The organism is Lysobacter sp. DMC104, assembly GCF_056313665.1.
On the sequence record NZ_JBQUZW010000009.1, the window covers coordinates 168,438 to 193,812 of the forward strand.

Sequence of the window (25,375 nt, forward strand, 5' to 3'; positions counted from 1 at the left end):
GGACCGCCGCGATGCCGATGCGATCCCGCGCTGTCGCTCAATGCCGCAGCAGCGCCGCCACCGTCGGGTCCAGCCGCGCAAGGAACGCCTCGACGCTGTCGGTGTAGTCGCCCGGCTCGCCCAGTTCCTTGTTGATCGCGCCGTGGTTCTTCGGCTGCGGCAGCATGTCCGCCATCACGCCCAGGCCACGGCTCTTCTCGACGTAGGCGCGGGCCTGGCCGCAGGGATCGTCCTTGCGCGTGGTCGAACACACGCCCAGCCACGGTCCCGCGCTGCGGTCGAGGCGGTGGTACGGCGAGGCGACGACCCACTGCGCCTCGGTCTCGCCGAACGCCTCGCGGTAGCGCGTCTTCAGGAACGGATAGACGTTCGGCATCTGCTTCACCACGTCGACCGCACCGGCATCCAGCGACACCGTGCCCAGCACCGGCTTCACGCCGTAGGTGCGGCGCAACGACGCGTCGGCGTTCACCAGCGACACCAGGTGCGCGCCGGCGGAATGTCCCATCAGGATGACCTTGGCCGGATCGGCGCCCCACTCGGCCGCGTGCGCCTGCACGAACGCGGTGGCGCGCGCGATCTCGCCGCCCTGCGCGTACGCGTCGGCGCCGTCGTCGACCATCGGATAGTTCACCGACACGAACACGAACCCCTTCGGCACCCAGCGCGCGATCTTGTTCGCGGTGACGCCGGACATCGCCTTGTCGCCGACGCACCAGCCGCCGCCATGGACCATCACGATCACCGGCGCGCCGCCGCGGACGGCCGTCTTCGGCAGGAAGACGTCGAGTTTCTCGCGCGCGGCCGGACCGTAGGCGACGTCGGCGCGATCGGGCGTGGGCCCCTGCGTGCGCCCCTGCGAACGCTCGCCGAGGCGGTTCACCCGCTTCGACCAGTCGGCGCAGCTCATCGCGCCGCCGAATTCGCCGGCGACGCCGTCGCCGCCCCCGCCCGCCTGCATCCGCGCACGCATGCGCTCGCGCAGCGGGCCCGCGCGCAAGTCGGACGCCGCTCCGGCGGCGAGCGCCGCGAGCAGGCAGGCGGACACGAAGACGGTCGTGGATTTCATGGCGGGCACTCCCCGGGTGCGGTTCGACGATGGCGGAAGCCTAGCCGGGCCGCGCGGGGAAAGGATGTCCAAATGTGTCCAGGCGGCGCGGGAGCGTCAGAATGAAGACCCGACGCCACGAGGTTTCCCGCATGCGCATCGCGCTGTCCCTTTCGCTCCTGATGCTCGCCCTCGCCGTCGGCTGCTCGGGCCCGACCGCGGACCTGTCGGCGCTGGGCGATCCCGCGCCGAAGCTGGTCGGCCACTGGGCCACCGACGCCGGCGACCAGCTGTACTACGGCCCGATCGATGCTACGTCCGGCAAGGGGCCGTACACGCTGGTCCATCCCGACGGCAAACGCTTCGACCACGCCTACCGCCTCCGCGGCAGCGTGCCCGCACGACAGGCGATCGAGGCCACCTACCTCTTCGCCGACGGCGACCAGGCGCAGGTCGGCTTCGTGCTCTCCGCGGACGGCAAGACGCTGACCTCGACGCAGGACATCACCGGCATGCAGATCACCTCCGACGCGAAGCGCGTGGACGACCGCACCGCGCCCTGAGCGCATGCCGCGGCGCGCTCACTTCGCGCGCTTCGGCTTCGCTTTCGCCTTCGCGGTCGCCGCGTTGTGTTCCGCCGCCGCGCGGACCAAGGCACGGAACGCCGCCTCGTCCAGCGCGCTGTCGACGAACAGATCGATCGCCCGCCGCACATTGCCGTCGAGGCCGGCATTGAACAGCCCGGCCGGATCCGGCAGCGCCGCACCCCTCGCGAACGTCAGCTTCACCTTGTCCCGGTAGTGCTCGCCGGTGCAGAGGATGCCGCTGTGCGACCACACCGGCGTGCCCATCCACTTCCATTCTTCGACCACGTCGGGCAGGGCCTCGTGGATCAGCGCCCGCACCCGCGCCAGCGTCTCCCCGCGCCAGTCGCCGAGCTCGGCGATGCGGGCGGTGATGAGGGTGGATGGGGAAAGATCACCGCAAGACATATGCCCCATCAAAAACTATTTTGTTTCGCATTGATTGCTCATCAGACTACGAGAACCTCGAGTCCCGCAACCCCATAAACATCAAATATTTATCATTGAATTCCTTAATTTTAATATCAATTTCTCCAATAGGTAAAACTAGCGAAGGCGATTTGATCGTGCGATCAACAGCATCTGCAAGCATGGTCAAAATTATTCCTCGCAATGCAAAGCAAACCCACCAGCCAATTCTCTGATGCTGCATTGAAGACTCCACAAGGACCCCCTCACCCTCAGAAATCAAGATCCATGCAATAGCGCGGAGATTACCGACACTGTCTTTTGCCAAGATGAAATTTGGCATGTGACAAGGCAAAAGACCCTCTCTGAAAAGCCGGCCAAGTCTTGCGCGCGCACTTGCCTCAAGCTCCAGAGGCCGAACACCCGACCTTGTTCTGATAGATACAAATATCGGATCGAAAAAAGAATCATCGGGCGGAATCACACCCACAGCCACTTTTTCATCCCACTGCTTGGCGACGAAATAGACCGTACAAAACCATCTCGTCAAATCCCATCGCGAGCAGCTAATAGGCAGATAGCGCCTATTTACCCGTAGGATAGGCAGCTCAAATCGATCGCATATAGAGTTTTTTTGATGGTCTCGCAGTTTTTCTCTTGCGCGCAAGTGACCTGGGCCATCAAACTCGACGGCAAAGAGAGGTTGATTTTCTAAATTTGAAATAACAAAGTCAAAATGCGCCTGCAGAGCATATCGATACAGTTGACTATCAAGCCCACTTCCCTCTATCGGAAGCACATCGGCAACACGAACCTTAGCGAAAACTCTTGCGTCGAAGTCTTCACACACTTCTCGCAGTCTTCTGTCTGTTTCGGCCTCGGATCGATTTAGCAGTCTTTTGAATGACATGCTTTTCCTATGCAGGCGGTTGACTTATGGCGGCGAAAAGACCTTACAACAACCCACTCCGCTTGATCGTCAGATACTGCTCCACCAGCGCCGCGGGCAACTGTTCGCAGGTCACGTCGAGGACACTGACCCGATGGTTGCGCAGCAGGTCGTGGGCGGCGGCGCGCTGGGCGATGTAGCGGGCGGCGGCGGCGGCGCGCACCGCGCTGCGGACGTCGTCGACCGGCTGGTCGAGCGCTTCGTCGAGGTCGCGTTCGCGCAGGCTGGCGACGACGACGAGGTGACGTTTCTGCAGCATGCGCACGGCGCCGAGCACGTCCTCGATGTCCTCGTCGCGGAGGTTGGTGACCAGCATCACCAGCGCGCGGCGGCGCTGACGCAGGGCGAGTTCGGTGGCGGCGGCGAGGTAGTCGGTGGCGACCGGCGCCGGCTGCAGGTCGTAGCTGGCGCGCAGCAACGTGTCGATCGCGCCCATGCCGCGCTGCGGGGCAACCCAGCGCTGTTCGCCGCCGGCGGTGAACAGGCCGACGGCATCGCCGCGCTTGAGCGCGATGTACGACACCACCAGCGTGGCGTCCAGCGCGCGGTCGAAGTGCGACAGCCCGCCTTCGTGCGCGAGCATGCGCCGGCCGGTGTCGACGACCATCAGCAGCTGCTGGTTCTTCTCGTCCTGGTACTCGCGCGAAATCAGCTTGCGTGCGCGCGCCGTCGCCTTCCAGTCGATCTGGCGCATCGAATCGCCGACGCGGTATTCGCGCATCTGGTGGAAGTCGGTGCCTTCGCCACGGCGGCGCTTGATGTGCGCGCCGACCAGTCGCGACGCCTGTTCGGCGCTGAACAGCGCGAAGCCCGCGAGCGGCGCGAAGTTCGGAAACACGCGCACCTGCTGCGGCGTGCCGACGAGGCGCGACTGCCGCCACAGGCCCAGCGGCGACAGCAGCCGCAGCTGGGTGCCGGCGAAGGTGAAGTTGCCGCGCACTTCCGGCTTCAGCCGGTAGCGCAGCATCGACACGCTGTCGCGGCCGAGCACCAGCGTGCGCGGCATCTCGCCGTCGTCTTCCTTGCGGTGCGCGTCCCAGTCGCCGGGATGCAGGTCGTGCACGGTCACGCGCTGGCGGCGGCCGTAGTGTTCGATGCGCAGTTCGACCTCGCGCTCGACGCCGATCGGCCAGGCCTCGGGCAGCGCGCGCGCGACCTCGGGCGTGGGCGCGACGCGCAGGCGCCAGACGTCGAACAGCGCCAGCACGACGAGCACCGCGACCGCGCCCAGCCAGGCCATCGACGGCAGCCAGCCGATGTGCACCGCCAGGCCGAGCGCGGCCAGCGCGACGCAGGCCCACACCAGTGCGGGCGCGGGGCGCGGCCAGGCGCGCGCGGCGGCGGGCGTCGGCGCGGCCGGCAGCGGCGGGCGAAGGGGTGGCGGGGTCACGGGGCTCATGGGTCGGATGGCGTCACTGCCTCGGCGCGTCGACCTTGGCGAGCAGTGCGTCCAGCACCTGGTCGGGCGTCTGGCCTTCGATCTGCATCTCCGGCGACAGCGCGATGCGGTGGCGCAGCGCCGGCTTGGCGATGCTGCGGATGTCGTCCGGGGTGACGAAGTCGCGGCCGGACAGCACCGCCTGCGCGCGCGCCGCACGCACCAGCGCGAGGCTGCCGCGCGGGCCGGCGCCGAGCGCGATGCCCGGCCACTTGCGGGTCGCCGCCACGATCCGCACCGCGTAGTCGATCACCGCCGGATCCACCGTCACCAGCGCGGTGCCCAGCTGCATCGCGACGATCTCCTCGGCGCGCAGCACCGCGCCGACCTTCGACAGGTCGAAGTGCGCGGCGGCGCGGCCGCCGGCGACCGCGGTCACCATGCTCACTTCGTCGGCGTGCGAGGGATAGTCGATCAGCACCTTCAGCAGGAAGCGGTCGAGCTGCGCCTCGGGCAGCGGGTACGTGCCTTCCTGCTCGACCGGATTCTGGGTGGCGAGGGTCATGAACGGCGCCGGCAGCGGATGGCTGGTGCCTTCGATGGTGACCTGCTGCTCCTGCATCGCCTCCAGCAGTGCCGACTGTGTCTTCGCCGGCGCGCGGTTGATTTCGTCGGCCAGCAGCAGGTTGGTGAAGATCGGGCCGCGGCGGATCGCGAAACGCTCGGTCTTCGGGTCGTAGACGGCGTGGCCGCTGACGTCGCTGGGCATCAGGTCGGGCGTGAACTGCACGCGGCCGTGGCCGCAGCCCAGCGCCTGCCCCAGCGCGCGCACCAGCAAGGTCTTGCCGAGGCCGGGCACGCCTTCGATCAGCACGTGGCCGCCGGCCAGCAGCACGATGAGGATCTGGTCGAGCACGTCGTCCTGGCCGATGAAGGCCTTGGCGACTTCGTCGCGCACGGCGGCGGCGCGGGCGACCAGCGCTTCGCCGACGATGGGCTGCGGCGCGGCCGCGGTGGAGGTCGGTTCGGTCATAGTCGGTTCCTCAGTTGCAGGAGTCGGGCGATGCGCGACACGAAGTCGCGGGCGTCGCCGGGACGGGGATAGCGGAGGGCGGCCTCGACCTCGGCGGCCGGCAGGCCGGTGCGGCGGGCGATGGCCTCGATCTGCGCCGGGCCGTCGAGCGCGGCGGCGAACGGATCGCGCCGGCGCAGGCGGGCCAGGAAGGCGTCGTGCACGGCGGCGTAGAGCAGGTTGCGGCGGCCGTAGCGCCACAGGTGGTCGCCGCTGGACTGCACGTGCTCCAGCAGCGAGCGACGATCGGGCGCGGGCGCGGGCCGCAGCGGGCCGAGGCGCTCGGCGCGCATCCACAGCCACAGCAGCAGGCCGAGCGTGGCCGGCAGGATCGCGCGCCAGCCCTTGTCCCACAGCAGCGCCCACAGCGACGGCATCTCGGCGCTGTAGATCAGGTGGAAGGTGCCGCCGGCGTTCCAGTTGGGCGCCAGCAGCTGGCGTGCCAGCGCCGGGTGCGCGTCCTGGTCGAAGCTGCCGTTCTGGAAGAAATCGAGGTCGGCCAGCACGTCGACGCTGCCCTTGCCGTGGAGGACGCGGGCATAGGCGTATTCGGCCTTGTCCTCGTCGCCCCAGAGGGCGGCGACCTCGGCGTCTTCGTCGTCGAAGTAGAACCGGCGCCCGTAGCAGAACTCGCGGTGGTGCTCGGCCTTGCCGACCTGCAGGCCGTGGCAGAGCGGGTCCGCGTCCATCGCGACGATGCCGAGGTCCGACAGCAGCGGCACCTCGGCGGCGTTGAGCACGATGCCCGGCGGCGGCGTGCGCATGACCAGGTGCCCGCCTTCGGATACCCAGGCCAGCAGCGCCTGCACGTCGTCCTCGCCCAGCGTGCGCGGATCGCCCAGCAGCAGCATCGTGTCCGCCGGCGCCAGCGGATGGCCTTCGCGGTCGATGCGCTGGCGCGCGTCGACCTTGCGGCCCTCGGCGATCAGGCTGTGCTTGAGCGCGTACAGCGGGTTGTAGGCGGCCTCGCCCTTCGGCGGCAGGTCGATGGTGTCGGTGACGCGCTCGAAGGTGTGCAGCCACCACCACGTGAACAGCGCGATCAGCCCGGCCACGAGCAGCGCGACCAGGCCGATGCGCAGCGTCTGCGTGCCGCGGCTCATGCGGCCCACCGGAAGCGTTGCGCCAGCGTGCCGACGAGGAGCTCGAACTCCTCGGCGCCGGGCAGGGTGTGGCCGTAGGCGGCGTACTGCCAGACCCGGACCATGCGCTGGAACGCCTCGCGGTCCTCGGCCTCGGGCAGACGGCGCGACAGGCGCAGGCAGTCGGCTTCGGTGGCGCCCGGCGGCGGGTGGGCGTCGATGCGCGCGACCATGGCCTCGACGCTGGCGCGGTACAGCAGGGCCAATGCGCGCCGCGGCTGGCCCTCGGCCCACAGCCGGCGGGCGACGGTGGCCACGTCGGGCGGCAGCGGTTCGGCTTCGGCCAGGGCGTGCGTGTCCACCGGCGGCGGCTCGGGCTCGGGCATCGCCGTGGCCGCGGCCAGCCAGGGCCACCAGCGGTGGCGGGTGACGAACAGCACCACCAGCAGCACGCCCAGCAGCAGCCACAGCGCGTTCTCGACCAGGAAACCGGCCAGGGCGGACAGGCCTTTCATCCAGGACGGCGCCTGCCGGGGCTCTTCTTCCTTCGGCGTCTCCTCGCGGTCACGCCGCTGCCAGGTCGTGCGCGTCAACTTCGGTCGCAGCAGCGGATCGCAGTAGGCCTTCGCCGCCGCGCGGTCGAAGCTGCGGTGGTCCACCGTGTCCTCGCCGAAGATCTGCTCCAGCATGCGCGTGTCGAACTCGGGCCGGGAGTCCTCGTCCGCGGCGGCCTCGGCGGCGGCCTTGGCCTCCTTCGCGAGCTTGTCGGCGGGCTTCTTCGCCGGCGGTTTCGCGGGCGTCGCGGCCAGCTTCGGCGCATCGGGGCAGAGGTTCGGGTCGGCGGCCTGCGCGGGCCATGCCATCGGCAGCAGCAGCGCCAGCGCGAGCAGCAGCGCGCCCGCAGTGGTGGCCGCGCTTTCCAGCCGGCGACGCATGCGCCGGAAGGCGATCTCCAGATCCCAGGCTTCCAGCTGCGTGCGGCGATTGAGGTACAGGCCGAAACCGGCGCCGATGTGGAACGGCTCGACGAACGCCACCGCCAGCCAGTCGACGAGGTTCAGCGCGAACTGCGCCCACGGCGGGATGCCCTTGCTGAAATCCGCCATCAGGTCCTGGGCGATCTGCGGCACCATCTGGTCCGGCACGAACAGCAGCGTCAGCCCCAGCAGCGACAGTTCCAGCGACAGCACGAACAGCGCGCAAGCCGAGATCAGCAGCATCGCCGGCCCGCCCACGCCGCCGGCGATCACCCGCCGGCGTTCCGGCAGGCGCTTGCGGTCGGCGCCTTCCAGCAGGTCCACGGGCAGCGTCGCCGCGCGCATCGGACTGAGCCGCCGCCAGGTGAGGTGCCCGAGCATCGGCCGCCAGCCCCAGCGCAGCTGCGCGCGCAGGGTCTCGCCGACGCGCGGCGCGGCGCCGAACACCGCCCGCGACAGCACGTACAGCGGGATGCGGTCGAACACCGGCCGCAGCCACCACATCAGCAGGAACGCCAGCCACAGGTGGCCGATCGACCAGGCGGCGAGGTTCAGCAGCGCGAACACCAGGCCGGTGACGACCAGCCACGCGCCCCAGACCACGGCGGCGTGGCGTCGCACCAGCGCGGTGCCCAGCTCCATCGCCTCCCACGGCGAACGTGGGCGCAGCTCGACGGTGAGCGACTCAAGCCGCATCGGCGGCCTCCGCCACGCGGACGGTCGGCGTGCCGCGGCCGCCCAGTCCCAGCCACAGCAGGGTCAGGCTCCACAGCGTGCCGCCGACGCCGAACTTCACCGCCGCCGGGATCCAGCCGATCGACGACCAGAACGCCTCCACGAACGCCGCGAACACCAGCATCGCGAAGATGCCCAGGCACAGCTTCGCGCCGACCTGGCCGGCCTCGATCAGGGCATCGACCCGGCGGCGGCGGCCCGGCGCCACCAGTGCCAGCCCCAGCCGCAGCCCGGCCGCGCCGGCCAGCACGATCGCCGTCAACTCCGGCGCCGAATGGCCGGCGACGAACCGCCAGAACGGGTCGCCGTGGCCCACCGCCTGCAGGTGCCCGGCGGTGCCGCCGATCATCAGCCCGTTCATGATCAGCACGTACACGCTGCCGACCGCGAAGATCAGCCCGCTGGCGAACGTGCGCAGGGCGATGCCGACGTTGTTCATGATGTAGAAGCCGAACATCGTCAGGTCTTCGCCGCTCTCGCGGCCGAGCCGGCGCTCGGGATCGGCCGGGTCGTACATCTGCTCCATCTGCTCGGCCTGCTCGGGCGACATCACCGTGTAGACCAGTTCCGGCTGCATCTGCACCGCCACGAACGACCCGGCCAGCGGCACCGCGAACAGCAGGAACGCCGCCAGCAGGCAGCCGCGCTGCGCGCGCACCAGGCGCGGGAATTCGGCGAGGAAGAACTCGAGCGCACGCCGCCACTGCGGCGGCGCGGCGCGGTAGAACACCGCGTGGCCGCGCTGGGTCAGGCCCTGGAGGCGTTCCACCACCTGCGGCCCGTAGCCGCGGCTGCGCGCCAGCGCCAGCTGCTGGCAGAGGCGGCGGTAGCGCGCCGGCATGTCCTCGTCGCGCAGGCCGGTCCACTTCGACTGGGTGGCGCGCGCATCGCGCGGGCTGTCGCCGCGGGAGACCAGCCAGGCCTCGAAGGCGTCCCATTCCTCGTGATGCCGGGCGATGAACGCCTCCTGGCGCATGACCGCGTGCTTCATGTGCGCCCCAGCAGCCAGTTGGCGACGGCCTGCAGGCGCAGCACCCCGATCGCGCCGCCGGTGCCGACCGCCGGCGCGGCGATGTCGGCCAGTTCCTCGCGACGTTCCTGGGTGAGCAGCGGCGCGCGATCGGCGAACGCGATCACCGCCGCCTGCTCCTGCGGTTGCAGCGGCTGCTGCGGCGCCTGCGCGCCTTCCACCGGCGGACGCAGCGGCATGCGGTCGCGCGGCGCGTGCACCACCATGGTGCGCGCGACCATGTCGCCCAGCCGCCGACCCCAGGGATCGGCGAAGCTCGCCACCAGCCCGGCGCCATAGCCGAACGGCAGCATGTCCACGGTCCGCAGCAGGTTGCGCACGATCGACGCCAGCCAGCCGATCGGGGCGCCGTCCTCGGCGATCACCCGCAGCTCCAGCGCGCGCTTGCCCGGGGTCTGCCCGTCCCACAGCGTCTCGCACAGGATCGGATAGCCCCAGAACACCACGAAGTAGACGATGAGATACAGCCCGAAGCCCGCGTTGCCGAACACGGCCAGCACGGTCGACACCACGGTGAGGATCGCCATGCGCACGGCGCTGTCGATCAGCCAGGCCAGCGCGCGCGGCACCGGGCCGGCGGCCGGGAGGCGCAGGGCCACGCCCTCGGGCGTGTAGACCGGACGCACGGTGTCCAGCAGCGGCACGGCAACCCTCATCGGATGCGCGGGACTCCCGCCCGCATCCCGTTGTCCCCGTCTGTCGCCGCCATCCCGTCCTTCCCGGATCCCGTCTTCGCTCGTCGCATGCGGCGCCTACTCTACCGTGCCGGGCCGCGGCTGCGACCGTTTTCCGCGCGTTCGGTCACACTGGCGGCCGCCCTCCGAACCCGAGCGCCCATGGACTGCCGACCCGGCTGCGGCGCCTGCTGCATCGCGCCTTCGATCGCCACGCCCCTGCCCGGCATGCCCCACGGCAAGCCCGCGGGCATGCCGTGCGTGCATCTGGACGACGCCTTCGGCTGCCGCCTGTTCGGCCGGCCCGAGCGCCCCGGCTTCTGCGGCACGCTGCAACCCGAACCCGGCATGTGCGGCGCCACGCGCGAGGAGGCGCTGTCGCTGCTCGACCTGCTGGAGGCGGCGACGCGGCCGTGACGGTCACGCGAGCGGATCAAAGCGGCTTGCGCTTGTCGTCGCGAAGGCCGACCAGCAGCGCGGTGCCGTCGGCGTCGACCCGCAGTTCGCCGTAATGCGCCGGCGCGTAGCGATCGCCCTGGCCTTCCGGGAAGAACCACGCGTTGCCGGCGATGCGGATCTCGAACCAGTCGCGCTCGCGGAAGCGAACCGCGACCTCGCCGGCGGCGACCGGCCGCGGCGCCGGCTGCACGCGCAGGAAACGACCGACGCCCTCGGCATCGACCGCGAAGACGGCGAAGCCGTCGTGGCAGCCGTCACGCCCGCAATGCATTCCGAACGCCCCCATCTGGCGCAGGGCCCAAGCGCCGTTCGTGCCCGGGTCGTGGCCGACGGCGACGAGGACATCGCGCTCGGCTGCATAACTCAGCGCCATGTAGTCGCCCTGCATCAGCGCGCGCGGATCGACCGGCGCGAGCTCCAGCAGCAGCGGGCGACCCTCGGCGAGGATGCGTTCGCGTTTCACCACGCCGTGGTTGACCACGACCAGCGCCAGCAGCAAGCCGACCCAGAGCAGCACGTTGCGCAGCCGGCTCATGACGTCGCCTCCACCGGCAACGCACGCCGCGCCGCGAAGCGCGCCAGGAGCAGCACCACGCCGGCGACGAGCAGCCAGCCGGATTTCTCCAGCAGCGTCGTGTCCAGCTGGAAGTAGTACTGCAGCAGACGGGCGCCGATGCCGCACAGGCCGACGACCAGCAGCACCGGCCGGTGCAACGCGAATCCGACCAGCGCCAGCGTCGTCGCCAGCGTCACCCCCGGCACATGCAAGCAGGCGAGCGCCAGCACCAGCGAAAGCGCCACCAGCAACCTCCGCGTCCGCGGCGCAACCTCCGCCTGACGCCGCAGCAGCCAGAACACGCCCACCGGCAGCAGCGGCACCATCAGGGCTTCGCCGAGCGGACGCAGCCATGGGCCCCACGCGCCGAGGTCTTCGAAACGCCAGCTGTCGAGATCGACGAAACTCGCGGCCGGCAGCGCCATCAGGCTGAGCGCCCACGCCAGCGGCGACAGCTCCGACGCGAGACGATCGCGGGCTTCACTGCGCCACCACGCGGCCAGCGCCAGCCAGGCGAGCAACGGCGCGGGCAAGACCCGCAGCGCCGGAGTGCCAGCGCTGCAGGCGCCCAAGATGCCCACCGCGAAGATGCCGCCGCACAGGAACCGGTGCAGCGGCAACCGGCCCAGCGCATGCATCGCCAGCGCGATGGCCGCGACCGCAATCCACAGCCAGGGCGTCTGCGCACTGCCGAACATCCGGACATAGGTCTGATCCAGTCCGAGCCCCATCATCAGTTGCCCGCCGAGGCTGAGCGCGACCGCCAGTTGCTCGACGAAGACGCGCCCGCGCGCCCGATGCATCGCCGCCAGCGCGAATGCGGCACTGGCCGCGCCCAAACCGAACATCGCCCCCGATTGCTCGCGGTACCAGTGCAGGCCGTCGACGACGAACACGAACAGAAACACCGCCGCCACCCACGCCGCCACGCCGGACAGCAGCGCCAGATACCACGGCGTGTCGGCATGCGCCGGCGCGTCGCCGGTCGCCTGCCCGGCCTCGCGCAGGCGCGCCCACAGTCGTGTTTCGCGCGCTGGCGTGCTCATGCGCCGCTCCCGTGCGCGAGCCGCCGCAGCGCGACCACGGCCAGCGTGGCCTGCGTCATCACCGCGAGCCCCATCACGAGATACAGGCCGCTCCAGGGATGGTCCTCCAGCAGCACTTTCCCCAGCGCGCAGGTGACCACGCCGATCGCGCCCAGCATCAGCATCGCCAGCAGCGGGACGTCGCGGCGTCCGCGCAGCGCAACGGCACCGACGGCCAGCGTCGCCGCGGCCCAGGTCGTCACGGTCAGCGCGCGGATGGCGAACGGCATGTCGCGGGGCGCCTCGACGATGTGCAGCATCGCCGACCAGCTCAGCAGGCCGATCGCGGCGACGGCGAGCTGCCGCGCGCCCAGCGGCCCGGCAAGGTCGGGACGCCGCCACGCCACGGCGGCCCACGCGGCCGCCAGCGCAAGATCCAGCAGCCCCAGCGGCAGCGCGACGCCGGCCTCGGGCAGCCACAGGTCGGCGGTCCGCAGGCCCAGGCGCAGGCCGACGGCCAGATTCAGCAGCAGCGCCCAGCCCAGCCACTGCGCGGTGTTGCGCGCGGCCAGCGTCCACGGCAGCGCCAGCGCGGTCCACAGCGCGAACAGTTCCCAAGTATCGGCACCGGTCTGGTAGGTCTGGCCGACCACCGCCAGCAGGCCGCCCAGCAGCACTGTCGCCAGCGCCAGCGCGGCCTGCCCGGCCGGCCGCGCGATGCCCAGCCGCCACGCGGCGAGCGTCACGGCCACCAGCGCCGCCTCCATCACGCCGAGCCGCGCGAAGCGGCCCATCGCGTCCCAGTTGGCGGCGACGAAACACACCGCCGCCGCCGCGCACAGCGCGACCCCGAGCCACAGCGCCAGCGCGTCGAGGAACCTGCGCCACTGGCCGGCGTCGGGGGCGATGCCGGTCGTAGTGCCGGCCGGGATGCGCCCGTCGCGCCGCCAGCCGCGCAGCACCGCCAGGTCGGCGGCCGTCTCGCGCCAGCGGTGCAACGCGCCGTCGGTCATGGTCGTGGCGTCATGCCGGCGGGTTGAGGTACTGATCCTTCAACCGCACGTAATGCTGCGCGGAGTAGTACAGCGCCTCGATCTCGGCGTCGCTCAACTTGCGCACGCATTTCGCCGGGCTGCCGAGCCACATCTCGCCTTCGCCGACGACCTTGCCCGGCGGCACCAGCGCGCCGGCGCCGACGAGGGCGTGCTTCCGCACCACCGCGCCGTCGAGCACGATCGCGCCCATGCCGATGAGCACGGCGTCCTCGATGGTGCAGGCGTGGATGATCGCCTTGTGGCCGATGGTGACATCGCTGCCGATGCGGGTGGCGAAGCCGCCGAGCTTGGCGTGCGGGCCGTCGTGGCTGACGTGGACGATGGTGCCGTCCTGGAGGTTGGTGCGGTCGCCGATGCGGACGAAATTCACGTCGCCACGGATCGCGACCATCGGCCACACCGAGGTGTCCTCGCCCAGCACGACGTCGCCGATGACGACCGACGCGGGATCAACGTAGACGCGGGCGCCGAGCGTCGGCACGTGGTGGAGATAGGGGCGGACGGCGGGGCTGGCAGGCGTGCTGGTTTGATCGGTCATGGCCGCATTTAAGCACTACACTCCGCCGCATGGATACCGCCGCCCCCGACCCCGTTCCGACGCTCGACGCCACCCTCGACCGCCTGCGCGCCGCATGGCGCGCGCAGCGGCCCGACCGCGCGCAGCGCATGGCCGACCTCGATCGGCTGAAGGCCGCGTTCAAGGCGCGGATGGGCGAGATGACGAAGGCGGTGCAGGCCGATTTCGGCCATCGTTCCGAACACGAGACACTGGTCGCCGACGGCATGACCGTACTCGCCGAGATCGACCACCTGCGCCGCCACCTGCGGCGCTGGATGCGACCGCAGCGCGCCGCGGTGGGCTGGCGGCTGTGGCCGGCACGCGCGCAGGTGCGACGCGAGGCCGTGGGCGTGGTCGGCGTGATGTCGCCGTGGAACTATCCGGTGAACCTCGCACTGGTGCCGCTGGCGACCGCGATCGCCGCCGGCAACCACGTGTTCCTGAAACCGTCGGAGCACACGCCGCGCACCAGCGAATGGCTGCGTGCGCTGCTGGCCGACGTGTTCCCGGCCGATCGCGTCGCGGTCGCGATCGGCGGCGCGGACGTGGGCGCCGCGTTCTCCGGACTGCCGTTCGACCACCTCGTGTTCACCGGGTCGACCGCGGTCGGGCGCAAGGTGATGGCCGCGGCCGCACCGCACCTCACCCCGCTCACGCTGGAACTCGGCGGCAAGTCGCCGGCGATCGTCGCCGCGGATTTCCCGATCGAGCAGGCCGCCGCGCGGCTGGCGACCGGCAAGTGGTTCAACGGCGGCCAGACCTGCATCGCGCCGGACTACGTGCTGATCGACGCCGCGCGCCGCGATGCGCTGGTCGAAGCACTGCGCGCGCAGGTGCACGAACGCTACGGCGCGGACATGGCCAACGCCGGCGACTACACCCGCGTGGTCAACGACGGGCAATACCGCCGCCTGCGCGGCCATGTCGACGACGCCCGCGCCCGCGGCCTCGACGTGGTCGAGCTGGCCGGCGTCGACGCGGCGCGCGCCGATGCCGAACGCCTGCTGCCGCCGACGCTGATCCTGGACCCGGGCGACGACGCGACGGTGATGCAGGAAGAGATCTTCGGCCCGCTGCTGCCGATCCGCGGCTACGCGTCGCTGGACGAGGCGCTGGCCTACGTCGAGTCGCACGACCGGCCGCTGGCGCTGTATCCCTTCAGCCGCGACCGCGGCACGGTCGAACGCATCCTCGGGCGGCTCGTCGCCGGCGGCGTCACCGTCAACGACACGCTGCTGCACTTCGCCGCGGCCGACCTGCCGTTCGGCGGCATCGGCCCCAGCGGCATGGGCCAGTACCACGGCCGCGCCGGCTTCGATGCGTTCACCAAACCGATGCCGGTGCTGTGGCAGGCGCGCTGGAACGCCACCGACCTGATCAAGCCGCCCTATCGCGGCAAGGTCGACAGGCTGGTGCGCTGGCTGGCCGGCGCGAAGTGACGACGGCGTGATCTGCGCGTTCGACGTCTCCGCGCAACGCACGAACGGCTGCACGCCGATTCAATCGTCCTATCGCATCGCCCGTCGCTGACGCGATCGATGCGACGACACGCGAAGATGCGTGCGCGATGACCGCATCTTGCACGCATTCGACACACGCGACGAACGTGCTATAAGACGCGCGTCGGGAACGCAGGTCGCGTCTTGCATCCGCGCATGCGGATGGCCCGGCACACGTCGTCGGATGCGGCCCAGGGGCGAACGCACGCGACGGCGGCAAGGGAAGGCCGGGCACGGATTCCCGAGCGTTCGCGAACGCGCAGCCCGCGTTTCCGCTCGCCCCGTGGACAAGGAGTCCATGGTCCCATGAACGGTCTTCGCGACATCGTCATGCCGGTGCTGGATGCATTGCCGGTCTCCCACATGCAGCAGGAACTGATCCGCGGCTTCTCCGCGCAGCCGCAGCGACTGGCGGCGATCGAAGGCGCATTCCGGCGCCTGACCTCGGGCCGGCACGAGCCCGACACACTGCGCGATTTCTTCCACAGCTGGAGCCAGACCAACAACAGCGCGGTGACGGTGGCCGGCATCGGCAACCGGCTGTCGCTGTTCGCGCGCGAAGGCCGTGGCGTCCGCGACGAAGCCGCGCTGCTGCGCACGATCGTCAGCCTCGACCGCATCCTCGACGAGGATCTGGCGGTCACCCATCGCATCCTGCATTCCCAGCTGTTCTACGAGATGGCCACCGGCATCGTCGGCGACGACCTGTGGCTGTCGCACCGCCACAACCACCCCGAGGCCAAGGCGTTCAAGGCCTGGAAGGACGCCAATTCGCTGCGCGAGGACGACCTGTTCATGGCGTTGCTGACCACGCTGGTGCACGAGATCTACACCCACGGCGAGGTCGAGTTCATCCTGCCGCTGTTCCGGCGCTGGCTGCGCGAGGACCTGGGGTTCGACGAACGCGACTGCACGCGCACGCTCGCCTGGATCAGCGTGCACTGCGGGCCGACCGAGAAGAACCACTTCTTCCATGCGCGCGATGCCATCGGCCATTACATCGCGGCCACGGGCGTGCGGATCGAGGAGTATCCGATCGCGGACATCGTCGTCGCCTACCTGCAACGCAAGGCGGCGGCGATGGAGGCGCTGTTCCCGGCGCCGCTGGAAACCGCGGCCTGAGCGCGCACGGCAGGGAATCCGGCATGACCGCATCGATCGCGTTCGGCGCCTGCGCGCTGGCCTGCGCCGACGACGACGCGACCGGTGCGCCGGTGCCGGTGGCGCAGTTCTCGCGGGTGCCGGTGACGGTGTCGCCCTCGCATCCGGCGGAACTGCACCGGCTCGCACGGCTGCTGGACGCGGCGTTCCGCGCGATCGTCGCCCGCTACTTCGACGACGCGCGGATCCGCGCGCACTACCGGCTGCCCGAAGCGCTGGAACGCATCCTGCACCTGGCGCGCGGGACGCCCTACCGCGTCGGCTGCACGCGGCCGGACTTCGTCTACGACCGCGATGGCCATCCGCGGATCTGCGAGATCGGCGCGCGCTATCCGCTCAACGGCTGGATGGTGAGCGCGTTCGCGGCGCGTGCGTTCGCCGCCGACGGCGCGCGGCACGGGCTGCATCCGCCGCCGGAACTGGCGACGTTCCTGCCCGCGCTGCTGGACGGGCTCGTGCCCGGCGACACCGTGGCGGTGCTGCACGACCGCGAGCCCGGCACCGAGATCTTCGGCCTGCGCGCGCCGCTGGAAGCGCGCGGCGTGGCCTTCGTCGACGCCACGCCGTCGCGGGTGGAGGTCGTGCAGGGCCGGCCGGCGATCGACGGCGTTCCGCTACGTCGCGCGTTCCTCGAGCTGGATCGCAGCGAGTTGCCGGGCTTCCGCGAAGATGCACTCGCCGCGCTGATCGCCGCCCGCATCTGCGTCAACGACGTGCGCACGCTGATCCTGGTCCACGACAAGCGCGTGCTGGCGGTGCTGGACGACGCGGCGATCATGCGCGACTGTCTGTCTGCCGACGAATACGCCGCATTGCGGCCGTACCTGATCCCGACCTGGGCACCGGCCTGCGAGGCCGACGCCGACGCGCTGCTGTCGCGGCCCGGGAACTTCATCGCCAAGCGCAACAGCGGCGGCCGCGGCGTCGACGCCTGCGTGCGCGACGCCTGCGACGCGGATACCTGGCGCACGCTGGTGCGGACGCAGTGGCCGGACTTCGTGTTCCAGCAGTACGTCGAGCAGCATGATTTCGTGGCACCGGACACCGGCGAGACCGTGCATCTGGTCGGCATGCAGTTGTGCCGCGACGGCGAGAGTCACGGCCCCGGCGTGTTCCGCAGTTCGGACGAGCGCGTGATCAACCTGCACCAGCAGCGCGGCCGGCTGCATCCGGCGCTGGTGCGGACATGAGCGCATCGGCGCTGCGCCATACCGTCGTCATTCCGCTGCACGACAAGCGCGACCACATCGCCGACACCCTTGCCTCGCTGGCGGAACAGACGCAGCCACCGGACCAGCTGGTGCTGGTCGACGATGCCAGCACCGACGACAGCCTCGCGGTCGCGCGCGACGCGCTGGCGTCGCATGCGCACGCGCTGCGCGACTGCGCGATCGAGGTGCTGGCGCTGCCGCGCAACGTCGGCCCCGGCGCCGCGCGCAACGCCGGGCTGGCGCGTGCGCGTGGCGAGATCGTGAGTTTCCTCGATGCCGACGATCGCTACCGCGCAGATGCGCTGCAGGTCATCGGCGAACGCATGCGCGGGCACGATTTCGCACTCGCCGTGCTGGGCTACGACAGTGCGCCGCACGACGAATGCTTTCCCGAACCGGGCACGCTCGACGACGCGCTGCACGCGCTCGACGACGACACCTTTCTGCTGCCGGCACCGCTGCGCGCCGCCGGCCATCCCGCGTTCGTGATGGGCCGCGCCAGCAATGTCGCGGTCCGCCGCCACTGGCTGGGCGACCTGCGCTACCACACCGAAGCGCGGCTCGGCGAAGGCATCGATTTCTGGTATCGCGCGCTGAAGGCGATCGTCGCGCAGGGCGGCCGCGCGGGACTGATCGCATCGCCGCTGATCCGGTTCCGGATCCTCGCCGGCAGTCTCTCGCATCGCACCGCGTCCGACTGGCGTGCGCTGCCGCCGCCGCCGACGGTGCTGCGCTACGTCGACAGCGACGACGCCGACGACCGTCGGCTGGCGACGATGCTGGCCGCACGCTGGCGCGACCATGCGATGGCGACCTTGCCCGACGCGGCGCAGCGGCACGCCTTCCTCGATCATCACCGCGCACTGCTCGCGCGCGTCGGCATACCCGCATGAGCGCGACCGACGCCGATCGCGAGGTGCTGCACGCCTGTTTCGAGGCCGCGCGCGCGCATCCGTTCTATCGCGAGGCGTATCGCGACGCCACCGGCATCGACGACGCGCCCGCGATCGACAAGCAGGTGCTGCTGCCGGCGTTGCAGGGCTTCTCGCTGCGCGACGAGCCGCAGGGCGTCTACCTGGTGCGTTCCGGGGGCAGTACCCAGGCGCCGCTGGTCTTTCCGGTCGACATCGCCGAGAACCATGCGCAACGCGCCGCGCTTGCGGCGCGATTGCGCGCGGCCGGGGTGTTCGGCCCGGGCACGATCGCGCTGAACGTCTTCGGCTACTCGGACCTGTATCGCACCGCCGCGATCTTCGACGACCTGCTCGAACGCTGCGACGCCACGTCGCTTCCGCTCAGCGCGCATGCGCCGTACGCGGACATGCTCGCCGCCGCACGGCGCTTCGCACCCACGCACGTGCTGGGCACGCCGTCGAAGCTGGCGCTGCTGGCGCACTACCTCGCCGAACGCGGCATCGCGCTCGACATCCCGCAACTGCTGTACGGCGGCGAAGTCCTGCGCGCGGGCACGCTCGGCCTGTTGCGCGACACGCTGGGCACGCGCCAGGTGTGGTCGCTGTTCGGCAGCGCGGAAAGCGGCATCTGGGCATGGTCCGACGCGACCCGCCGGCCCGGCGTGTTCGAGACGCTGCCCGGCGTCGTGGTCGAAGTGCTGGACCCCGATGCCGACGGCTACGGCGCGCTCGCGATCAGCAACGGCTACCGGCGGCGATTCCCGCTGTTCCGCTACCGGTCCGGCGACGTCGGCCGCCATGTCGACATCGACGGCAGGCGCCATCTGGAACTGCGCGGCCGCGACGGCCGCTCCTTCCATTTCGACGAACTGGCCTACGACCTCGACACCGTCGCCGCACTGCTGGAAGGCGCCGAACCCTGGCAGCTGCTGCTGTCGACCGACGAGGGCAGCCGCGACTGCGTCGCGGTGCTGCTGACCGCCGGTGACGAGGCCTTCCGCGCCCGCGTCACCGCGCAGCTGGAACGCCTGTTCCGGCGCAGCGCCGACGCCGGCGCGATCGCCGTGCGCATCGTCGCGCCCGACGCGCTGCACCTCGATCCGGCGACCGCCAAGACCCCGGCGATCGTCGACCTGCGACGCTGAGCATGCGCCGGCGCGCGGCTGCGCGACGCCGGGCGATCCCGCTACACTGCGCCGCATGAAAATCGCCAGCTGGAACGTCAATTCGCTCAACGTGCGCCTGCCGCATCTCGAACAATGGCTGGCGGAGGCGCGGCCGGACGTGGTCGGGTTGCAGGAAACCAAGCTCGAGGACAACCGCTTCCCCGACGCGGTGCTGGCGGGGCTCGGCTACCGCAGCGTGTTCGCCGGGCAGAAGACCTACAACGGCGTCGCGCTGCTGGCGCGCGATCGCGCGCTGGAGGACGTGACCATCGGCATTCCCGGCTTCGACGATGCGCAGCGCCGCGCGATCGCGGCCACCGTCGACGGCGTGCGCGTGGTCAACCTGTACGTGGTCAACGGCCAGGACGTGGGCACCGAGAAGTACGACTACAAGCTGCGCTGGCTCGATGCCGTGCACGGCTGGCTGGCGGACGAACTGAAGGCGCATCCGAAGCTGGTGGTGATGGGCGACTTCAACATCGCGCCCGACGATCGCGACGTGCACGATCCCGAAATCTGGAACGACGCCAGCATCCTCACCTCCACCGCAGAGCGCGCGGCGCTGCAACGGCTGCTCGATCTCGGCCTGCACGACGCCTACCGCCTGCATCACGCCGAAGGCGGCTTCTTCAGCTGGTGGGATTACCGCCAGGCCGGCTTCCGCCGCAACCTCGGCCTGCGCATCGACCTCACGCTGGTTTCCGACGCGCTGCGTCCGCAGGCGAGCGCCGCCGACATCGACCGCACGCCGCGCACCTGGGATCGTCCCAGCGACCATGCGCCGGTGTGGGTCGAATTCGCTGGCTGATCATTTCTGCAGCGCCCATGAAAAAGCCCGGCCGGAGCCGGGCTTTTTCGTTGCAGCGACGGCGACGCTCAGCGTGCGCGGCCGCGGGTGATGAGGTTGACGATCAGCAGCAGGATGACGGCGCCGCCCAGCGAGGCGAGCAGGCCCGGCAGCGAGAAGTCGCCGGTGTTGGCGGTACCGGAATGCAGCATCGGCGCGAGCAGGTAACCGCCGAGGAAGGAGCCGACGATGCCGACGACGATGTTCAGCAGGATGCCCTGCTGCGCGTCGCGACGCATGAGGATGCTGGCGAGCCAGCCGATGATGCCGCCGACGATCAGCCAGATGATGAGGTTCATGTGCGTGCTCCGAACGTGCGTGGTGAAGGTGCGCACGTTGTAAGCCACTGACGGAGCAGCGCGGCGCCAGCGCCGGAATCGTTCAGGCGGGCGACGGAAACCCGGGGGAACGGCGGAAAATCCGCCACTTTCTCGATTTTCTCACCGCGTCGCGCACGAACGCCCGGGCGCCGTGCACGACCCGCGCGTGCGCCTCAGCCGCCGTCGCGCGGGCGTGCGCCGCTTCCGTCGTCCGCGGGCACGCTGCGCAGCGCGCGCGCCATCGCACCCAGGCCGCCGGCGAGCAGCGCCAGCATCAGCAGCGTGTTGAACAGGCTGGTGGAGCGGAAATAGATCTGCAGGTTCGACAGGATGCCGACGAACACGATCACCAGCCCCGCGGCGAGCAGCAGCCAGCCGAGGATCGACTTGCCGTTGAAGAAGATCATCCCGGTGCCGATGACGAACGGGATCAGCGACAGGCCGAAGCCGTTGTAACCCCACAACGACCAGTAGCCGCCCGACGTCACCTGCACCTGGTTGGTGAGCAGCCAGCCGCCGGCGACGGCGGCCATCAGGCCGAGGAAGAACTGTCCGATGCCGCCCGGGGTGCCGCCTGCGCCTTTCATGCCGCCGTCTCCGCTCGCTGGGAATCCGCGGCGATGATAGCGCCCGGCCCAGCCCGCGGGCGTGCGGTCGCGACGCGGCGTCAGTCCTTCCAGTAGCGCACGCGCCGGCGGTACAGCCGCCACGCCGCCGGCGATTCGAAGGTGCTGACCGGCGCGTCCGCGGTCGGCGCGGTGTCGGCATCGAACGTCGCCGCGTCGTCGAGGATCGCGCGCGTCAGCCAGCGCCGCGGCAGCGCCAGGCGCAGGCCGGGCCAGTCGATCGGCCGCCGCGACGCCATCACGAAGCCCCATTCGCCGAACGACGGCACGTAGATGCGGTAAGGCCGCGTCTGCAACCCCGTCGCGCGCAGGGTGGCGTCGATGCTCCAGAACGCCTCGCGGGTGAAGTACGGCGAACTCGCCTGCGTCACCAGCACGCCGTCGGGGCGCAGCCGCGACAGCAGGCGCGTGTAGAACTCGCGAGAATACAGCCGCGCGATGGCCTCGGTGCGCGGATCGGGCAGATCCAGCACCACCGCGTCGTAGGTGCGCGCATCGTGCAGCAGGAAGCGGTAGCCGTCGGCGTTCACCACCCGCACGCGCGGATCGGCCAGCGCGTTGTGGTTGAGCGCGACGATCGGCGCGAAGTCGCGCGCCAGCGCGGTCATCGCCGGATCGATGTCGACCAGCGTCACCCCGAGCACGCGCCGGTCCTTCAGCACTTCGCGCACGGCAAGGCCGTCGCCGCCGCCGACGATCAGCACCTGCTCGGGATGCCGCACCGCCGCCAGCAGCGGATGCACCAGCGCCTCGTGGTAGCGGTATTCGTCGCGGCTGGAGAACTGCAGCTCGCGATCGGAATACAGCCGCAGGTCGTCGCGGAAGCGGGTGACGACGATGCGCTGGAAGCGCGTGGTCTCGGCGTGCAGCACCTGGTCGCGGTACAGCCGCTCCTCGAAGCCGGACACGATACGGTTGGCGCCGACGAGACCGGCGATCAGCAGCACCAGCGCGACGAGCGCGGCACGACGCGGACCGCGCAGCCCGGGCGCAGCGCTGCCCGACGACAGCAGCCACACCGCCGCGAGGTTGACCACGCCGGTCAGCAGCGCGGTCTTCACCGCGCCGAACGTCGGCAGCAGCACGAAAGGAAAGGCGAGCGAGCCGATCAGCGAACCGAAGTAGTCCAGCGACAACGCACCGGCGAAGGCGTTGCGCCAGCCACCCGCGCGACGCAGCAGTTCGGCCAGCATCGGCAGCTCCATGCCGACGAGGTGGCCGATGGCCGCCACCAGCGCGACCATGCAGGCGAGGTAACCGTCGGGCAGCAGTTCGTTCGCGGCGTACAGCAGCAGGCCGCCGAAGCCGCCGAGCAGCGCCACCGCGATCTCGATGCGCAGCAGCCGCGGCAGCGCGTCATCGCCGACTTCGCGCGCGACGAACGCGCCGGTGCCCATCGCGGCGAGGAAGGTGCCGATGGTCAGCGAGAATTGCAGCGCGCTGTCGCCGTTGAGATAGGTCGACAGCGTGCCGATCAGCAGTTCGTACACGATCGCCGCGGCCGCGGTGAGCACCACCGCGATGCCCAGCCGGCCCGGCGCCGGCAGCGCGTTCACTTGCCGCCCCAGCTGCCGAAGTTGCGGTGTCCGCCGGAGCGCATGCCGTCGTCGCAATACGTCTCGTACTGGCCGGTGGCCGGGTTCCGGCGCTGCTCGCAGTCGTCGTCGCAGCTTTCCAGCGCGACGACCAGCACCACCATCACGGCGCCGGCGACCCATTGCCAGAGCGTGGCGTCGGCGGTGAAGAAGGACGTGGGGTTCTGCTTGTCGAACGTGCGTGCGGCAGTCGCCTTGCGCGTCGCGGCGGCACCGACGCGCTCGGCGAACTTGCCGCCGGCCTCGCGCGACCACCGGATCAGTTCGTGGCTGCCGACCTGCCGGCCGAGGGTGGCGTCGGTACTGCGCGCGTTCCACTCGATCGACAGTTGCAGCGACCCGCCGCGCAGGTCGACGCCGTCGAACGCCTCCTGCGGCGAGGCGTCGCCGCCGACGTCGCCGAACATCGCGGTGGCGTGGAAGCGGTAGCGTTCTTCCACGCGGTAGTCGCGGTCGCGGAAGCGCTGGCTTTGGCCTGGCTTGAGCCGCGCCGGGTCGAGCGCCGGCGGCAACGCGATCGGCGTCCACAGGCGCAGACCTTCGCCCGGCTCGCGGCTCAGCCAGCGGTGACGTTCGCTGCGCACGGCCTCCGCCGGCGCGACGCCGCGCGGGACGAGCAGCCATTCGCGCCATTCGTCGCCGTCGCTCGTGCGCAGGGTCAGGTGCCCGGTGGCGACGTACTCGACGGCATCGATGCACAGCCCGTCGCCGACGCGCAGCAGGTCGAAGGGGGCGGTCATGCTCAGCCGACGAGGCTGGCCGCGATCACGATCGACAGCCCCAGCACGAACGCGCCGGCGAGCACGGCCACCGCGACGTTGCCTTCCTCGAAGATCTTGGCGTGCATGTCGCCGGGCGTGAGCCGGTCGAACAGCCGGTAGCCCAGCCACAGCAGCAACGAACCGGCGCCGGCGTAGGCCAGCGAGAGCAGGAAGACGACGAGGCCGTGCGGCATGGAAAGCTCCGGGAAGATCGGGGCCGGCGCAGCGGCGCGCGCGGCGAGAATGGTCAGGCCAGCAGGCGCAGCAGCGCGTCGCGCGGCAGCTTGCCGGTCTCGTTGCGGGGCAGGGCATCGACCAGCCGCAGCCGACGCGGCAGGAACACCGGGTCCACGGCGTCGCGCAGGGCGGCGAGGATCGCGGCCTCGTCCAGCCCCGGCGCGACCGCCACTGCGGCGATGCGCGCCACGCCGGTGACGTCGCAGGCATCGAGCTGCAGGACCACGCCGTCGAGCACGCCGGGCACGGATTGCAGGCGCCGGGTGAGGTCGCCCAGCGAGGCGCGCTTGCCGGCGATCTCCAGCAGGTCCGACTGCCGGCCGCAGAGGACGAAGCCGTCCTCGCCGCGGAGTTCGACCAGATCGGCCAGCGGCATCGGCACCGGCAGGTGCGCGGCATGCACCAGCGTGCCGTCCGGCTGCGGCTGCAGGCGCACGCCGGGCAGGCAGCGCCAGGCGGCGTCGCGCGCAGTGCGGCGCACGGCGATCACGCAGGTCTCGGTGGAGCCGAACATCTCGCGCACCTCGCAGCCGAAGCGCTGCTCGGCGGCAGCGGCCAGCGCCTGCGGCAGCGGCGCGGTGGCGGTGACGATGCCGGCCAGCGGCGGCAGCGCCACCTGCGATTCGACCAGCGCACGCAGGTGCACCGGCGTGGTGACCAGCAGCGGCGGATCGCCGGCCTCGCGCACGGCGCGGGCGACGTCCTCGGGAAAGAACGGCCGACCGCCATGCACCGACGCCGGTGCGAGCAGCGGCAGCAGCACCGACAGCTCCATGCCGTACATGTGCTGCGGCGGCACGGTGGCGACGATCGGCTGCGCGTCTCCCGCCTCCGCCCGCAGGTGGTCGAGCGCGGCGAGGTTCTGCGCGGTGCTGATGCGCAACGCGGCCCAGGTCTTCGGGTTGGGCTTGGGTTTGCCGGTGCTGCCGGAGGTGAACGCGACCAGCGCGATCGCGCCGGCGGCCACCGTCGGCGACGGGCCGGGCAGGCGCGGCAGGCGCTCGGGCAGCGCGTGCAGGCGCGGCGGTGCCGGCGCGAGGCGCACGTCGGACACGCAGAGGCTGTCCGGGTACTGGGCGAGCACCTCTTCGATCGCCGCCGGGGTGCGCGACGGCGGCAGCAGCGTGGTCATGCCGCGCATGGCGGCGGCGCAGAAGGCGACGAGGAACCGGTAGCGGTCCTCGCAGAGGTTCACCACGCAGGCGGCTTCGGGAAGCCCCGCGGCGACACCGCGGACCTCGGCCAGGAAGACGTCCAGCGGGATGCGGCCGTGGCCGTCGAACACCACGATGCGCGATCCGGGTCCCTCCGCCAGCGGCAGGCGCAGGCCGGCGCTCGCCCCGGGGGCCGGTGGATCGATCGCTGCCGACATCGTCTTCGTCACTCCCGCCACCCGCGATGCGGGGGTTTGGAACCCGTACTCCGGCGCACTGCGCCGCCCCGGTCG

General features: G+C 70.9%; 27 protein-coding genes and 1 pseudogene. 8 read left to right on the forward strand and 20 right to left on the reverse strand.

Annotated elements, in window-relative coordinates; all coding sequences use genetic code 11:
• Positions 1-37 precede the first annotated feature (37 nt).
• On the reverse strand, positions 38-1,069 hold the full coding sequence (locus ACT53R_RS13090) for an alpha/beta hydrolase (RefSeq protein WP_476172326.1): 1,032 nt from the start codon (positions 1,067-1,069) through the stop codon (positions 38-40).
• A gap of 101 nt (positions 1,070-1,170) precedes the next feature.
• Here ACT53R_RS13090 and ACT53R_RS13095 point away from each other — a divergent pair, with 101 nt between their 5' ends.
• The gene (locus ACT53R_RS13095; protein WP_476172327.1) at positions 1,171-1,611 is read left to right on the forward strand and encodes a hypothetical protein; all 441 of its coding nucleotides are present in this window, start codon (positions 1,171-1,173) and stop codon (positions 1,609-1,611) included.
• 18 nt (positions 1,612-1,629) lie between these two features.
• Here ACT53R_RS13095 and ACT53R_RS13100 read toward each other — a convergent pair whose 3' ends face one another.
• From ACT53R_RS13100 to ACT53R_RS13135, 8 genes are read right to left on the reverse strand one after another with little or no spacing between them, the layout of a single operon-like run.
• Positions 1,630-2,049 (reverse strand): DUF1801 domain-containing protein, encoded by a 420-nt coding sequence (locus ACT53R_RS13100; protein ID WP_476172328.1) that lies wholly within the window; start codon positions 2,047-2,049, stop codon positions 1,630-1,632.
• A gap of 37 nt (positions 2,050-2,086) precedes the next feature.
• The gene (locus tag ACT53R_RS13105; protein ID WP_476172329.1) at positions 2,087-2,950 is read right to left on the reverse strand and encodes a DUF2726 domain-containing protein; all 864 of its coding nucleotides are present in this window, start codon (positions 2,948-2,950) and stop codon (positions 2,087-2,089) included.
• Between the two features lie 43 nt (positions 2,951-2,993).
• Positions 2,994-4,388, reverse strand: coding sequence for a DUF58 domain-containing protein (locus ACT53R_RS13110; RefSeq protein WP_476172330.1), 1,395 nt, complete (start codon positions 4,386-4,388; stop codon positions 2,994-2,996).
• A gap of 13 nt (positions 4,389-4,401) precedes the next feature.
• The gene (locus ACT53R_RS13115) at positions 4,402-5,400 is read right to left on the reverse strand and encodes an AAA family ATPase (RefSeq protein WP_476172331.1); all 999 of its coding nucleotides are present in this window, start codon (positions 5,398-5,400) and stop codon (positions 4,402-4,404) included.
• Positions 5,397-6,542: a DUF4350 domain-containing protein gene (locus ACT53R_RS13120; protein ID WP_476172332.1), complete on the reverse strand. Its 1,146-nt coding sequence runs from the start codon at positions 6,540-6,542 to the stop codon at positions 5,397-5,399. Before ACT53R_RS13120 ends, ACT53R_RS13115 begins: the two co-directional genes overlap by 4 nt.
• Entirely contained in the window at positions 6,539-8,194 is a 1,656-nt protein-coding gene (locus ACT53R_RS13125; protein ID WP_476172333.1) for a DUF4129 domain-containing protein, read from the reverse strand. The genes ACT53R_RS13120 and ACT53R_RS13125 overlap by 4 nt, the downstream gene beginning before the upstream one ends.
• Positions 8,184-9,209: a stage II sporulation protein M gene (locus ACT53R_RS13130; RefSeq protein WP_476172364.1), complete on the reverse strand. Its 1,026-nt coding sequence runs from the start codon at positions 9,207-9,209 to the stop codon at positions 8,184-8,186. The genes ACT53R_RS13125 and ACT53R_RS13130 overlap by 11 nt, the downstream gene beginning before the upstream one ends.
• Positions 9,210-9,220: 11 nt before the next feature.
• Entirely contained in the window at positions 9,221-9,919 is a 699-nt protein-coding gene (locus ACT53R_RS13135) for an RDD family protein (RefSeq protein ID WP_476172334.1), read from the reverse strand.
• A gap of 180 nt (positions 9,920-10,099) precedes the next feature.
• Between ACT53R_RS13135 and ACT53R_RS13140 the strand changes: the two genes are divergently transcribed.
• Positions 10,100-10,354, forward strand: a complete 255-nt coding sequence (locus ACT53R_RS13140; RefSeq protein WP_476172335.1) for a YkgJ family cysteine cluster protein — start codon at positions 10,100-10,102, stop codon at positions 10,352-10,354.
• A 16-nt stretch (positions 10,355-10,370) separates the two neighbouring features.
• Here the strand turns inward: ACT53R_RS13140 and ACT53R_RS13145 are convergent, their stop codons facing one another.
• The 4 genes from ACT53R_RS13145 to ACT53R_RS13160 are packed head-to-tail and all read right to left on the reverse strand — an operon-like array spanning position 10,371 to position 13,570.
• Positions 10,371-10,931 carry a GDYXXLXY domain-containing protein gene (locus ACT53R_RS13145; protein WP_476172336.1) on the reverse strand — a complete coding sequence of 187 codons (561 nt, stop codon included), beginning with the start codon at positions 10,929-10,931 and terminating at the stop codon, positions 10,371-10,373.
• The gene (locus ACT53R_RS13150; RefSeq protein ID WP_476172337.1) at positions 10,928-11,998 is read right to left on the reverse strand and encodes a DUF4401 domain-containing protein; all 1,071 of its coding nucleotides are present in this window, start codon (positions 11,996-11,998) and stop codon (positions 10,928-10,930) included. Before ACT53R_RS13150 ends, ACT53R_RS13145 begins: the two co-directional genes overlap by 4 nt.
• Positions 11,995-12,990, reverse strand: coding sequence for a DUF2157 domain-containing protein (locus ACT53R_RS13155; protein ID WP_476172338.1), 996 nt, complete (start codon positions 12,988-12,990; stop codon positions 11,995-11,997). Before ACT53R_RS13155 ends, ACT53R_RS13150 begins: the two co-directional genes overlap by 4 nt.
• 10 nt (positions 12,991-13,000) lie before the next feature.
• Positions 13,001-13,570 (reverse strand): gamma carbonic anhydrase family protein, encoded by a 570-nt coding sequence (locus tag ACT53R_RS13160; protein ID WP_476172339.1) that lies wholly within the window; start codon positions 13,568-13,570, stop codon positions 13,001-13,003.
• A 29-nt stretch (positions 13,571-13,599) separates the two neighbouring features.
• On the opposite strand from ACT53R_RS13160, the gene ACT53R_RS13165 reads away from it, so the two are divergent.
• The 6 genes from ACT53R_RS13165 to xth all read left to right on the forward strand — a co-directional run bounded on the left by ACT53R_RS13165 (position 13,600) and on the right by xth (position 20,350).
• Positions 13,600-15,030, forward strand: coding sequence for a coniferyl aldehyde dehydrogenase (locus tag ACT53R_RS13165; protein WP_476172340.1), 1,431 nt, complete (start codon positions 13,600-13,602; stop codon positions 15,028-15,030).
• A gap of 366 nt (positions 15,031-15,396) precedes the next feature.
• Positions 15,397-16,212, forward strand: coding sequence for a hypothetical protein (locus tag ACT53R_RS13170; RefSeq protein WP_476172341.1), 816 nt, complete (start codon positions 15,397-15,399; stop codon positions 16,210-16,212).
• A 23-nt stretch (positions 16,213-16,235) separates the two neighbouring features.
• Positions 16,236-17,441, forward strand: coding sequence for a hypothetical protein (locus ACT53R_RS13175; RefSeq protein WP_476172342.1), 1,206 nt, complete (start codon positions 16,236-16,238; stop codon positions 17,439-17,441).
• Complete coding sequence (locus ACT53R_RS13180; protein WP_476172343.1) at positions 17,438-18,355, forward strand: glycosyltransferase family 2 protein; 918 nt, start codon at positions 17,438-17,440, stop codon at positions 18,353-18,355. Before ACT53R_RS13175 ends, ACT53R_RS13180 begins: the two co-directional genes overlap by 4 nt.
• A complete protein-coding gene (locus ACT53R_RS13185; RefSeq protein ID WP_476172344.1) occupies positions 18,352-19,521 on the forward strand; it encodes a phenylacetate--CoA ligase family protein in 1,170 nt (389 codons plus the stop codon). Before ACT53R_RS13180 ends, ACT53R_RS13185 begins: the two co-directional genes overlap by 4 nt.
• A 55-nt stretch (positions 19,522-19,576) precedes the next feature.
• Positions 19,577-20,350: an exodeoxyribonuclease III gene (gene xth / locus ACT53R_RS13190; RefSeq protein ID WP_476172345.1), complete on the forward strand. Its 774-nt coding sequence runs from the start codon at positions 19,577-19,579 to the stop codon at positions 20,348-20,350.
• 68 nt (positions 20,351-20,418) lie between these two features.
• Here xth and ACT53R_RS13195 read toward each other — a convergent pair whose 3' ends face one another.
• The 7 genes and pseudogenes from ACT53R_RS13195 to ACT53R_RS13225 form a co-directional block, all read right to left on the reverse strand.
• On the reverse strand, positions 20,419-20,541 hold the full coding sequence (locus ACT53R_RS13195) for a GlsB/YeaQ/YmgE family stress response membrane protein (RefSeq protein ID WP_476172365.1): 123 nt from the start codon (positions 20,539-20,541) through the stop codon (positions 20,419-20,421).
• Positions 20,542-20,564: 23 nt separating this feature from the next.
• Positions 20,565-20,688: pseudogene (locus ACT53R_RS13200) on the reverse strand (GlsB/YeaQ/YmgE family stress response membrane protein); the annotation flags it as partial.
• A gap of 194 nt (positions 20,689-20,882) precedes the next feature.
• Positions 20,883-21,296: a hypothetical protein gene (locus tag ACT53R_RS13205; RefSeq protein ID WP_476172346.1), complete on the reverse strand. Its 414-nt coding sequence runs from the start codon at positions 21,294-21,296 to the stop codon at positions 20,883-20,885.
• Between the two features lie 80 nt (positions 21,297-21,376).
• Entirely contained in the window at positions 21,377-22,891 is a 1,515-nt protein-coding gene (locus ACT53R_RS13210; protein ID WP_476172347.1) for a polyamine aminopropyltransferase, read from the reverse strand.
• Entirely contained in the window at positions 22,888-23,670 is a 783-nt protein-coding gene (locus tag ACT53R_RS13215) for a DUF4178 domain-containing protein (RefSeq protein WP_476172348.1), read from the reverse strand. Before ACT53R_RS13215 ends, ACT53R_RS13210 begins: the two co-directional genes overlap by 4 nt.
• A gap of 2 nt (positions 23,671-23,672) precedes the next feature.
• Entirely contained in the window at positions 23,673-23,885 is a 213-nt protein-coding gene (locus ACT53R_RS13220) for a DUF350 domain-containing protein (protein WP_476172349.1), read from the reverse strand.
• A gap of 53 nt (positions 23,886-23,938) precedes the next feature.
• Positions 23,939-25,300 (reverse strand): AMP-binding protein, encoded by a 1,362-nt coding sequence (locus ACT53R_RS13225; RefSeq protein WP_476172350.1) that lies wholly within the window; start codon positions 25,298-25,300, stop codon positions 23,939-23,941.
• Between the last annotated feature and the right edge of the window lie 75 nt (positions 25,301-25,375).

Bases quoted from the DNA above. Each gene is read 5' to 3' on its own strand.
- ACT53R_RS13140 (WP_476172335.1), top strand. From the start codon at position 10,100: ATGGACTGCCGACCCGGCTGCGGCGCCTGCTGCATCGCGCCTTCGATC.
- ACT53R_RS13165 (WP_476172340.1), top strand. From the start codon at position 13,600: ATGGATACCGCCGCCCCCGACCCCGTTCCGACGCTCGACGCCACCCTC.
- ACT53R_RS13160 (WP_476172339.1), bottom strand. From the start codon at position 13,570: ATGACCGATCAAACCAGCACGCCTGCCAGCCCCGCCGTCCGCCCCTAT.
- ACT53R_RS13180 (WP_476172343.1), top strand. From the start codon at position 17,438: ATGAGCGCATCGGCGCTGCGCCATACCGTCGTCATTCCGCTGCACGAC.
- xth (WP_476172345.1), top strand. From the start codon at position 19,577: ATGAAAATCGCCAGCTGGAACGTCAATTCGCTCAACGTGCGCCTGCCG.
- ACT53R_RS13120 (WP_476172332.1), bottom strand. From the start codon at position 6,542: ATGAGCCGCGGCACGCAGACGCTGCGCATCGGCCTGGTCGCGCTGCTC.
- ACT53R_RS13090 (WP_476172326.1), bottom strand. From the start codon at position 1,069: ATGAAATCCACGACCGTCTTCGTGTCCGCCTGCCTGCTCGCGGCGCTC.
- ACT53R_RS13215 (WP_476172348.1), bottom strand. From the start codon at position 23,670: ATGACCGCCCCCTTCGACCTGCTGCGCGTCGGCGACGGGCTGTGCATC.
- ACT53R_RS13150 (WP_476172337.1), bottom strand. From the start codon at position 11,998: ATGAGCACGCCAGCGCGCGAAACACGACTGTGGGCGCGCCTGCGCGAG.
- ACT53R_RS13205 (WP_476172346.1), bottom strand. From the start codon at position 21,296: ATGAAAGGCGCAGGCGGCACCCCGGGCGGCATCGGACAGTTCTTCCTC.
- ACT53R_RS13185 (WP_476172344.1), top strand. From the start codon at position 18,352: ATGAGCGCGACCGACGCCGATCGCGAGGTGCTGCACGCCTGTTTCGAG.
- ACT53R_RS13145 (WP_476172336.1), bottom strand. From the start codon at position 10,931: ATGAGCCGGCTGCGCAACGTGCTGCTCTGGGTCGGCTTGCTGCTGGCG.
- ACT53R_RS13125 (WP_476172333.1), bottom strand. From the start codon at position 8,194: ATGCGGCTTGAGTCGCTCACCGTCGAGCTGCGCCCACGTTCGCCGTGG.
- ACT53R_RS13135 (WP_476172334.1), bottom strand. From the start codon at position 9,919: ATGAGGGTTGCCGTGCCGCTGCTGGACACCGTGCGTCCGGTCTACACG.
- ACT53R_RS13110 (WP_476172330.1), bottom strand. From the start codon at position 4,388: ATGAGCCCCGTGACCCCGCCACCCCTTCGCCCGCCGCTGCCGGCCGCG.
- ACT53R_RS13175 (WP_476172342.1), top strand. From the start codon at position 16,236: ATGACCGCATCGATCGCGTTCGGCGCCTGCGCGCTGGCCTGCGCCGAC.
- ACT53R_RS13195 (WP_476172365.1), bottom strand. From the start codon at position 20,541: ATGCTGCATTCCGGTACCGCCAACACCGGCGACTTCTCGCTGCCGGGC.
- ACT53R_RS13100 (WP_476172328.1), bottom strand. From the start codon at position 2,049: ATGGGGCATATGTCTTGCGGTGATCTTTCCCCATCCACCCTCATCACC.
- ACT53R_RS13095 (WP_476172327.1), top strand. From the start codon at position 1,171: ATGAAGACCCGACGCCACGAGGTTTCCCGCATGCGCATCGCGCTGTCC.
- ACT53R_RS13220 (WP_476172349.1), bottom strand. From the start codon at position 23,885: ATGCCGCACGGCCTCGTCGTCTTCCTGCTCTCGCTGGCCTACGCCGGC.
- ACT53R_RS13155 (WP_476172338.1), bottom strand. From the start codon at position 12,990: ATGACCGACGGCGCGTTGCACCGCTGGCGCGAGACGGCCGCCGACCTG.
- ACT53R_RS13170 (WP_476172341.1), top strand. From the start codon at position 15,397: ATGAACGGTCTTCGCGACATCGTCATGCCGGTGCTGGATGCATTGCCG.
- ACT53R_RS13130 (WP_476172364.1), bottom strand. From the start codon at position 9,209: ATGCGCCAGGAGGCGTTCATCGCCCGGCATCACGAGGAATGGGACGCC.
- ACT53R_RS13115 (WP_476172331.1), bottom strand. From the start codon at position 5,400: ATGACCGAACCGACCTCCACCGCGGCCGCGCCGCAGCCCATCGTCGGC.
- ACT53R_RS13225 (WP_476172350.1), bottom strand. From the start codon at position 25,300: ATGTCGGCAGCGATCGATCCACCGGCCCCCGGGGCGAGCGCCGGCCTG.
- ACT53R_RS13105 (WP_476172329.1), bottom strand. From the start codon at position 2,950: ATGTCATTCAAAAGACTGCTAAATCGATCCGAGGCCGAAACAGACAGA.